The organism is Massilia phosphatilytica (assembly GCF_977014125.1).
Genome location: NZ_CDRNIL010000101.1, coordinates 1 through 7,000 on the forward strand (window position 1 = coordinate 1; position 7,000 = coordinate 7,000).

The following is a 7,000-nucleotide window of genomic DNA, read 5'->3' on the forward strand; positions in this document are numbered from 1 at the left end:
AACGGAGGAGTTAGTTGGATGATCCAGTACCTGAACCGTGGCTGGCATTCGCCAAGCTGCGGAGGATAATGCGTCGTTCTACGGCAAGAGCGTCATCGAACTGACCGAACGACCTTCGCGCATTACCGCCAGGCCGACTGGCGCACGCACATCATCGACGACGATCCGCGGATGACGTGGTGCGACGAGTACGACGAGACCGACTACAACCATTCGGATCGCCGCTGGGAAGCGCTTGGCGATGTATTGGTACGAGCACCGGGCGGATGGACACACGCTCTGGCTCACCGATAGAAGCACGCTCGTGCAACCGGTCGATTCGCACCGGAATCGACGATTCCGGCGAAATTCCCTTCCTGCGACAAGGCCGGCTCGCTCGAAGACGACGGCATCCGCGAATGGAGTCCCGTGCGCCGCATCGGTTCTGCGACACGAACCTGGCCGCCGTGATCGGTTTTATCATTGTGGCGAATTACCCCGCGTCCGTTGTGTATCACGTTGTTTCCCCTCAGTGCATTCATTAGACGTAACTGGAACCATAACGGCTTGCCCAGTTAGGGCAGTAACGCGAAAATTTATCAGTTATCAGCGTCCGACCAATCTGGTCGGCTTTCTAACGGAACCTTGGCCTCATCAAAACTCGAAAGTTCGCGCATGGTCCTGGTGTCATAAAGGGTTTCTCGTCCTGCAAAATGTCTTGCGCCACAGTCAATAGCAATTTGATCTCCATTCATCCAAAACCAGTAATCTCGAATAAATGGTGTGCATTTAAGTGAGCTGAATTTTCCATCGCGATAGAGCATTAATTCTTCAGAGCCGGGGCCGTCATCACCTTCTGCTATCCAAGTATTCATGACTAACCAAGCCACGGTTTCCCTGTTAGGAGCTAGTTTTAGTGTGCTGGCATTTCCTTTGTTCGTTATTTGCGTGTCGACCTCATGGTCGTTTACGATATGTATGTTCCGGTTGCTGTCAAGATAAACCTTCTTTAAGGTTTCCGGATAAGCGCTCGTCATGAGGATGCTGGTGGCCAAAAACACGATCAATCGACGCGCGATATTCATCAGGCAACTCCCAAGTACTTAACCGCTCGCTGTGTATGGTTGATTCCGCTTTTTAGCCAAGTCTTCACTACTGAGTCTCCTGATCCGAGAAAATTATCGATGTGGTATGAATGTATGCCGCCTCCAGAATCATCGGCTACTCTTTCCCCTAATCCTTCTATGCTGACTTTGGATTTTTTCGGGATTATTGATTTATCAACCGCTATCGAATGATTTTCCTCGACTATTCCATATTTTCCGTAAAATTTGTCAGTGTACGAAAATTTTGCAGCAGACGGATTGCTTAACCGGTCAGGATTGCCTTTGATGTTTTTATGCCAGCTTCCCGGTTTGTTGTCGAGACGTATATATCGGCCGTCGCTTCCTTTTCCTGTTCCTTGCATGGCCACCCCTGCCGCTCCGTAAAGGAAATCGTCCCTGTGCTTCTCATCTAGCCCTTGTCCCTCCACTAGTTCACCAGAAAAATCATCCTCTTCACAAACATGGTAGCCAGTGATGAGAAATGAAGATTCGTACCAAGCTTCATGTAATTTTATTTTTAAGCCAGGCATTGTAATTCCCGCAGTCTGCACGGTCAGTTCGAGTTCGCCAGGTTCGCGAGTGATGAGGACGAACGTCATCTCTCCTTGAACATTTGTTTTTCCGTTTGACTCTAATCGATCACAAGAACGGTCGGATCTAAGCGAGAAACAGCGCCCTGGAACGGGGGCGGCATCCCTATGTTGAGTTAATCTGGCTCTCAATTTCAGTTGGTAGAGTATCTTGTTTTTCTCTGTTCGCGAGTCAGTCGGAATTATAGGTAATTCGTCGCCAAATTTGTTTTTCTCAACAGTGAGCATGCACACGTAGTCATCAATTTTGACGGAAACAATCGATCCTGGTGTCGAGTTTGTAATCGCTTTTGCGACAATTGCCTCAGGCATGTGTTCTCCGATAAAATATCAATCAGGGAGTAAAACGAGTGAAAGTTTTACAGAAGCCTCGGTGACTACGCGTTGTGTAAAGCCTTCCCTGTCACTGCGACCTTCCCAAATCTGTCCGTCATCGGCAATGATTCGGTAAGAGCGGTTGGCGATTGGCGTATGTCCATCTGCTGCAACGATTCGGGATTGCTCGTCAAATGTGTTTTTGGACACCTGGTGTAAGTGGGGTGGGCGACTGTCCAGACGTGGGGTCCGAGTTCGGCGGCGCGGCAGGTGCCAATGTCTCGAGGTTTCCGTGGAATAACGTAGGTGAAGTTGTGAAGAACTGGACCTTGTCACTTATTTCTAAAACCGAACCTGCACCATGTAACCGTATTCCTTTTTTACTCTTCAGATTGATCCAATCTTCATTGCTGATAATACTCATCACCTTAGCAGCGATAAGCTCTATCTCATCTTGCTTTGCCTGGACTGTGATCTTGCCGGCCGCTGCAATCAACTTCATTCCAGCTTTTTCAGCAAATAGTCGGAAAGTTTGCTTGATGCTTGCGAAGAAGCTATCGCCGGCTACGAACGATATGTCCCGTTTCGCGGTTAGAGCGATATGTTGCTCGCTGAACATGTGGGTAGTCTGGGCAGTTGCCGTGGCGATCTCTGCAGCGCTTGCCAAGACAAGATGTGGGATCCTCGAACTCTGGGAACTTTCCGGTGCCTCCCGCTAAAGTTTCGTTTTGCCGCTGCACTATATCTGCCACGTCATCCTGTTGCCCCCATTCCTGAGCCTGGAATCCGATGGCGTTCTTCGCCTGTATCTCATGCAGCAGATGCCCCTCGCTGAGACGCTGCAGGGTCTCTTTTATATCGGTGATGTGCGACTGGCCCTGGGGGCGCCGTTCAGTGGTCACAATCATTCCTTCGGCCGAGCGCAGCGCCCCGTGCCCTGTCCGTGCGCAATTCCCATCCTTCACCGCGAGGGTCTTTCCTGCCGGACGTGTCTTCGATACGGCTGATATGACCAAGCGACAGCTGGCTAGACTGATGATCGCTTTTCAGCTGCGCCTGGATTTTGCCGGCCGTGTCGTCAAGGATCAGGTGATTGCCACGCCTGCCAGGTGCGCCTCCCTGCAATTCCCGACTCCGCAGCCCGGACAGGGCCTGCTGTCCGGGCAACTTCCACGGCGGCATATGCGTGTAGTTGTACAGCGCCCCGAGAATGACAGGATGGTCGATGTTCGCGTCCAGAAAGACCACCGCCACTTCCTCGCCAACCCGCGGCAGGCGAATGTTCCCGAACTGGTTGCCCGCGCCCGGCGACATGACGCGCAGCCATGGAGAACTGTTCTCGTCGTAATTGCCCAGCCTGTCCCAGTGGAACTGGACCCGTGACGCGTCCGTAGCCATCGGTGTGGACCTCGGCCCGGTCAGGTCCGACGACGATGGCAGTCTGGATGCCGGGATAGGTGCAGGGTTGGCTGTTGTAGTGGCGTCCCGGGCGCCACCGAATATCTTTGCGCACGCAGCGGAACGTGTTCTCGTAGTTCGACGGCGCGCCTGCTCCGGCCTGGTAGTTGTTGCTGGCCTCGTGGTCCACGGACAGGATCAGGTAGTCGCGGTCGCGGATGCTGGGCTTGGCTGGCTCGCCGCGCTTCTGAGACTTGCAGCTCGGCGCTGAAATGGCCGCCGAGCTTGAAGCAGCGGCCCGGCTGGGCGGTGCGATCATTGCCGCGCGCTTCGAAATATCTGGGTGTTCGCGTCGCGCTCGCCCATGCGCCGGTAGGCGAGGCGTTCGCCGTCGTCGTGGGTGCGGAAACCGTACGATCCGGTGTTTTCGTAGACCTCGTACGGGAAGACGTCGCCCTGGTTGTTGCAGCGATTCGGCGGTCGAACGCTGCGCGACCGGGTTTTTGTAATCGAAGCTGGCCAGGGTCGTCTGGCCGGAACCGATGCGGCGCACGGGACTCCATTCGCGGATGCCGTCGTCTTCGAGCGAGCCGGCCCTGATCGCGGAAGGGAATTTCGCCGGAATCGTCGATTCCGGTCGAGTCGACCGGATTGCGCGAGCGTGCTTCTATCGGTGAGCCAGAGCGTGTGCCCGTCCGCCCGGTGCTCGTACCAATACATGCAGGCCATAGCGCTTCCCAGCGGCGATGCAAATGGTTGTAGTCGGTCTCGTCGTACTGGTTCGCACAGGTCATCCGCGGATACGTCGTCGATGATGTGACCGTGACGCCAGTCGGCCTGGCGGTAATGCGCGAAGGTGAGTTCGGTCAGTTCGATGACGCTCTTGCCGTGGAATGACACGGTTGTCCTTGCGCAGCTTGGCGAATGCCAGCCACGGTTCCAGCACCATGCGGTAGAACGCGAACCCGCCGTCGGCGCGCACGAAGCGGAATTCGGTGACGTAGCCGTTGAAGTAACGCAGAGAACCGTCTTCGCGCACGACGGAAATCGTCACCATCCTGGCCATCATCGCTTTCAGGGGAATCCGGGCGTCGTCCGACAGGAGTTCGGCTTCGACGCGAAAGCAGCGCGAGACTTCCTCGCGCGCGGTCATCCGGTTCGGCAGGAGAATCGCTTCCGGTCCATCGTTGCGGGGGAACTCCATGCGCATGAGGCGGTCGTGCTGCGCATCGTGGCTGAACACCGACAGCGCAGCGCCCGCCGCGATCGCTTGGCTCCCATCCATGCAGCACCTCCGATGGTTTATCAGGTGTCAGATTTCCGTCGGTTAAGGTACTCAACAGGACGGCGAGCATCCTTGATCAACAGCAAGAAGGCGTCGGGGAGAATGAATGCCGCGACAAGCGCTGATTTGCCTGTCGATGGTTCTCGGCGCAGACAGGTGGATACGTTCCAGACCGGTTACGGTCGAACCGCCGGTGCTTGCGCGTCCCGATTCTGCCGTCCCGTCGACCCGCGACCGGTTGTCAGCCGCAAGGCAGACCGAATATCCGGCCGGCTCGCCTTGCCTTCCGTGCCCGTCAGGAAGGAATTCCAACCGAGGCGTTTCCGGTCCTGCCCTTTGGCCCGCAAGGTCAGCGGCTTGAGACACGGCTTGTCCAGCAAGAGCCTGACTTCATACTGGATGGAGGGCACGGCAAACAGGCTGACCATCTCCTTCAATGCCGCGTGAGACCGGCCGTGCGGCAGGAACGCCTTCGCCGTTTCCTCGTCCAGCGGGCCGATATGGAGGCGGACACGCAAGTCGTTGCGCCACGTGCGCGTACCCAGCGCGGCGCCGAAGCCGAGGGTGGGATCGGTGACCCCGAGCGTGCTGCGGATCATCGCCGGCAGCGGATCCCAGGCGCCGACGAATTCTTCGAGACGCACGGGAACGCCGAAGTAGTCGCCCAGCACACGTTCCACGGTCGAGGCGGCGATCGGGCGCGTCCGGAGCAATCCGGCGTAGAAGGCGGCGACTTCCGACGGAATCGAATCGAAGGGCCGCGCTGGCCCGAAACTCGTGGGCCGAAGACCACCCAGTGCGGTCAGCAGCGGCAGCAGATCGTCCCGGGCGCGCGTATTCAGCCCATGTTCGACGCGGTATTTTCCCCACGCCTCGTAGAACAGGCCGACGGCCCGGTTCGAACACAGATCGATGAACGGCTTCCAGATTTCGTCGGTGCCCGGTCCCGTCCTCGCGGCCGCCCGTTCGGTGTCGTGCAGGGGCAAGGTGCCGCTGGCGCCAAGGAGTCCGATGAATGCGGAGGTGATGTGAATGCGAGACGTCCCGGCGGCCTGCGCCGATTCGACCTGCATGCTTTCGATCTCGCTCGCCGGAAAAGCCAGCGACAGGCTGTTACGAAAGCGCAGCACGTGATCGAATGCCTGGCGGTACGGGATGCCCTGTTGGCGCAACAGCCGCACGAGAATGTTCAGCAGTTGCGCGAACCGGTAGCGGTACGGCGCCGCGCGCAGGCGCTCGATCATGACAGGGGCATGCTGCCGCTTCGCGGTTTGCATCGGACCAGCTCCTCTCCGGTGTGGTGTGACAGGATCACCAGCTCGATAAAACTGTTCATCTGCACATACAGCGCAAAGAACTGGTCGATGACCTGCACGAACAGGTGCAGGCCGGCGCCGACGAACGCCTCCTCATCGATCGTCAGGCGTACTTCGGTCCCGTGCGCGAGGGACGAGCCGCGCCTGTGCCGGATCCACGCGGTCGCCTCGGCATGTTCAAGCCCGACGACGCCGGCGATCTGCCGCCGCGATACCGCGGACCCGGTAACGTCGTACAAGGCGAGCATCTCGCGCAGGCCGTCGGCCCCTTCTTGCGCGAGGGAGTGATGGTTGAGCGTCAGGTGCGAAATGAGGCGCCAGTGGAATGCCCTGGCCGTTTGCCAGGCGATGCGGACGCGTGGGCCGGCGCAGGAAACGTATCCGTACACCCCGCGTCGTGCCGGGAATGGACAGGTCGCCGTCGGTCGCCCCGCATTTCAACAGGCAGGGCAGGTTGCGGTTGGTGCAGGTGAGGTCGATCGACAGCGTCGTGTGCTCGACCGCGAGCGGGTCGCCGTCGGTATCGACGAGAGAGATGACTTTTTCGTGGCCAGGGCTGGTGACCGCCAGCGTATCGTCATGGCGCATTATCCAGTAGCGTCCCTTGTGCGCATCGCTTTCCCCATGCCGCAGCGCGTAAAAGGGGCGAAATTCGATTGGCGCGATGTCCTTGCCCTGCTGCCGCACCATGTGGACCCGGTCGACCGAATACACTTCATACCCCGCCGCATGCGGAATGCGCAAGCACGCTGTATTCCGCGGTCCGCTGGTCGTACCGGATCGGGACTCCCGGCTGATGGAACAGGTTGACGACCGGCGTGCAGCCGGTGAGCAGGCTGTGCGCCGACAGGCCGGCGAGCATCCGGGCCTGGTCCGAGCCCGGTGGTACGCCCGCCAGCAGGTGCTGGATCATCCAACTAACTCCTCCGTTTTAACCTTAGGTGCTGGATCATCCAACTAACTCCTCCGTTTTAACCTTAGCAATACGTAACTGAACCAGTGCAGGCAACA

The 7,000-nt window shown here is 57.9% G+C and carries 10 protein-coding genes and 1 pseudogene; 1 reads left to right on the forward strand and 10 read right to left on the reverse strand.

Annotation, left to right across the window (positions count from 1 at the left end):
- Positions 1 to 578 precede the first annotated feature (578 nt).
- From ACWNCF_RS03440 to ACWNCF_RS03485, 10 genes and pseudogenes are all read right to left on the reverse strand, one after another.
- Positions 579 to 1,064 (reverse strand): hypothetical protein, encoded by a 486-nt coding sequence (locus ACWNCF_RS03440; RefSeq protein WP_449406021.1) that lies wholly within the window; start codon positions 1,062 to 1,064, stop codon positions 579 to 581.
- Positions 1,064 to 1,987, reverse strand: coding sequence for a 3D domain-containing protein (locus tag ACWNCF_RS03445; RefSeq protein ID WP_449406022.1), 924 nt, complete (start codon positions 1,985 to 1,987; stop codon positions 1,064 to 1,066). Before ACWNCF_RS03445 ends, ACWNCF_RS03440 begins: the two co-directional genes overlap by 1 nt.
- Before the next feature lie 193 nt (positions 1,988 to 2,180).
- Entirely contained in the window at positions 2,181 to 2,657 is a 477-nt protein-coding gene (locus ACWNCF_RS03450; protein WP_449406023.1) for a DUF2345 domain-containing protein, read from the reverse strand.
- Positions 2,545 to 2,898: a hypothetical protein gene (locus ACWNCF_RS03455; RefSeq protein ID WP_449406024.1), complete on the reverse strand. Its 354-nt coding sequence runs from the start codon at positions 2,896 to 2,898 to the stop codon at positions 2,545 to 2,547. Before ACWNCF_RS03455 ends, ACWNCF_RS03450 begins: the two co-directional genes overlap by 113 nt.
- The gene (gene vgrG / locus ACWNCF_RS03460) at positions 2,882 to 3,388 is read right to left on the reverse strand and encodes a type VI secretion system tip protein VgrG (RefSeq protein ID WP_449406025.1); all 507 of its coding nucleotides are present in this window, start codon (positions 3,386 to 3,388) and stop codon (positions 2,882 to 2,884) included. Before vgrG ends, ACWNCF_RS03455 begins: the two co-directional genes overlap by 17 nt.
- Positions 3,389 to 4,178: 790 nt before the next feature.
- The gene (locus tag ACWNCF_RS03465; protein ID WP_449406026.1) at positions 4,179 to 4,673 is read right to left on the reverse strand and encodes a contractile injection system protein, VgrG/Pvc8 family; all 495 of its coding nucleotides are present in this window, start codon (positions 4,671 to 4,673) and stop codon (positions 4,179 to 4,181) included.
- 176 nt (positions 4,674 to 4,849) lie between these two features.
- Complete coding sequence (gene tssG / locus ACWNCF_RS03470; protein ID WP_449406027.1) at positions 4,850 to 5,917, reverse strand: type VI secretion system baseplate subunit TssG; 1,068 nt, start codon at positions 5,915 to 5,917, stop codon at positions 4,850 to 4,852.
- Positions 5,914 to 6,378 carry a type VI secretion system baseplate subunit TssF gene (locus ACWNCF_RS03475; protein ID WP_449406028.1) on the reverse strand — a complete coding sequence of 155 codons (465 nt, stop codon included), beginning with the start codon at positions 6,376 to 6,378 and terminating at the stop codon, positions 5,914 to 5,916. Before ACWNCF_RS03475 ends, tssG begins: the two co-directional genes overlap by 4 nt.
- 4 nt (positions 6,379 to 6,382) lie before the next feature.
- A pseudogene (locus ACWNCF_RS03480) lies at positions 6,383 to 6,679 on the reverse strand (type VI secretion system baseplate subunit TssF); the annotation flags it as partial.
- Between the two features lie 25 nt (positions 6,680 to 6,704).
- On the reverse strand, positions 6,705 to 6,851 hold the full coding sequence (locus ACWNCF_RS03485) for a type VI secretion system baseplate subunit TssF (RefSeq protein WP_449406029.1): 147 nt from the start codon (positions 6,849 to 6,851) through the stop codon (positions 6,705 to 6,707).
- Here ACWNCF_RS03485 and ACWNCF_RS03490 point away from each other — a divergent pair.
- Positions 6,786 to 6,950, forward strand: a complete 165-nt coding sequence (locus ACWNCF_RS03490; RefSeq protein ID WP_449406030.1) for a hypothetical protein — start codon at positions 6,786 to 6,788, stop codon at positions 6,948 to 6,950. The two genes, ACWNCF_RS03485 and ACWNCF_RS03490, sit on opposite strands and share 66 nt — an antisense overlap.
- Positions 6,951 to 7,000 lie beyond the last annotated feature (50 nt).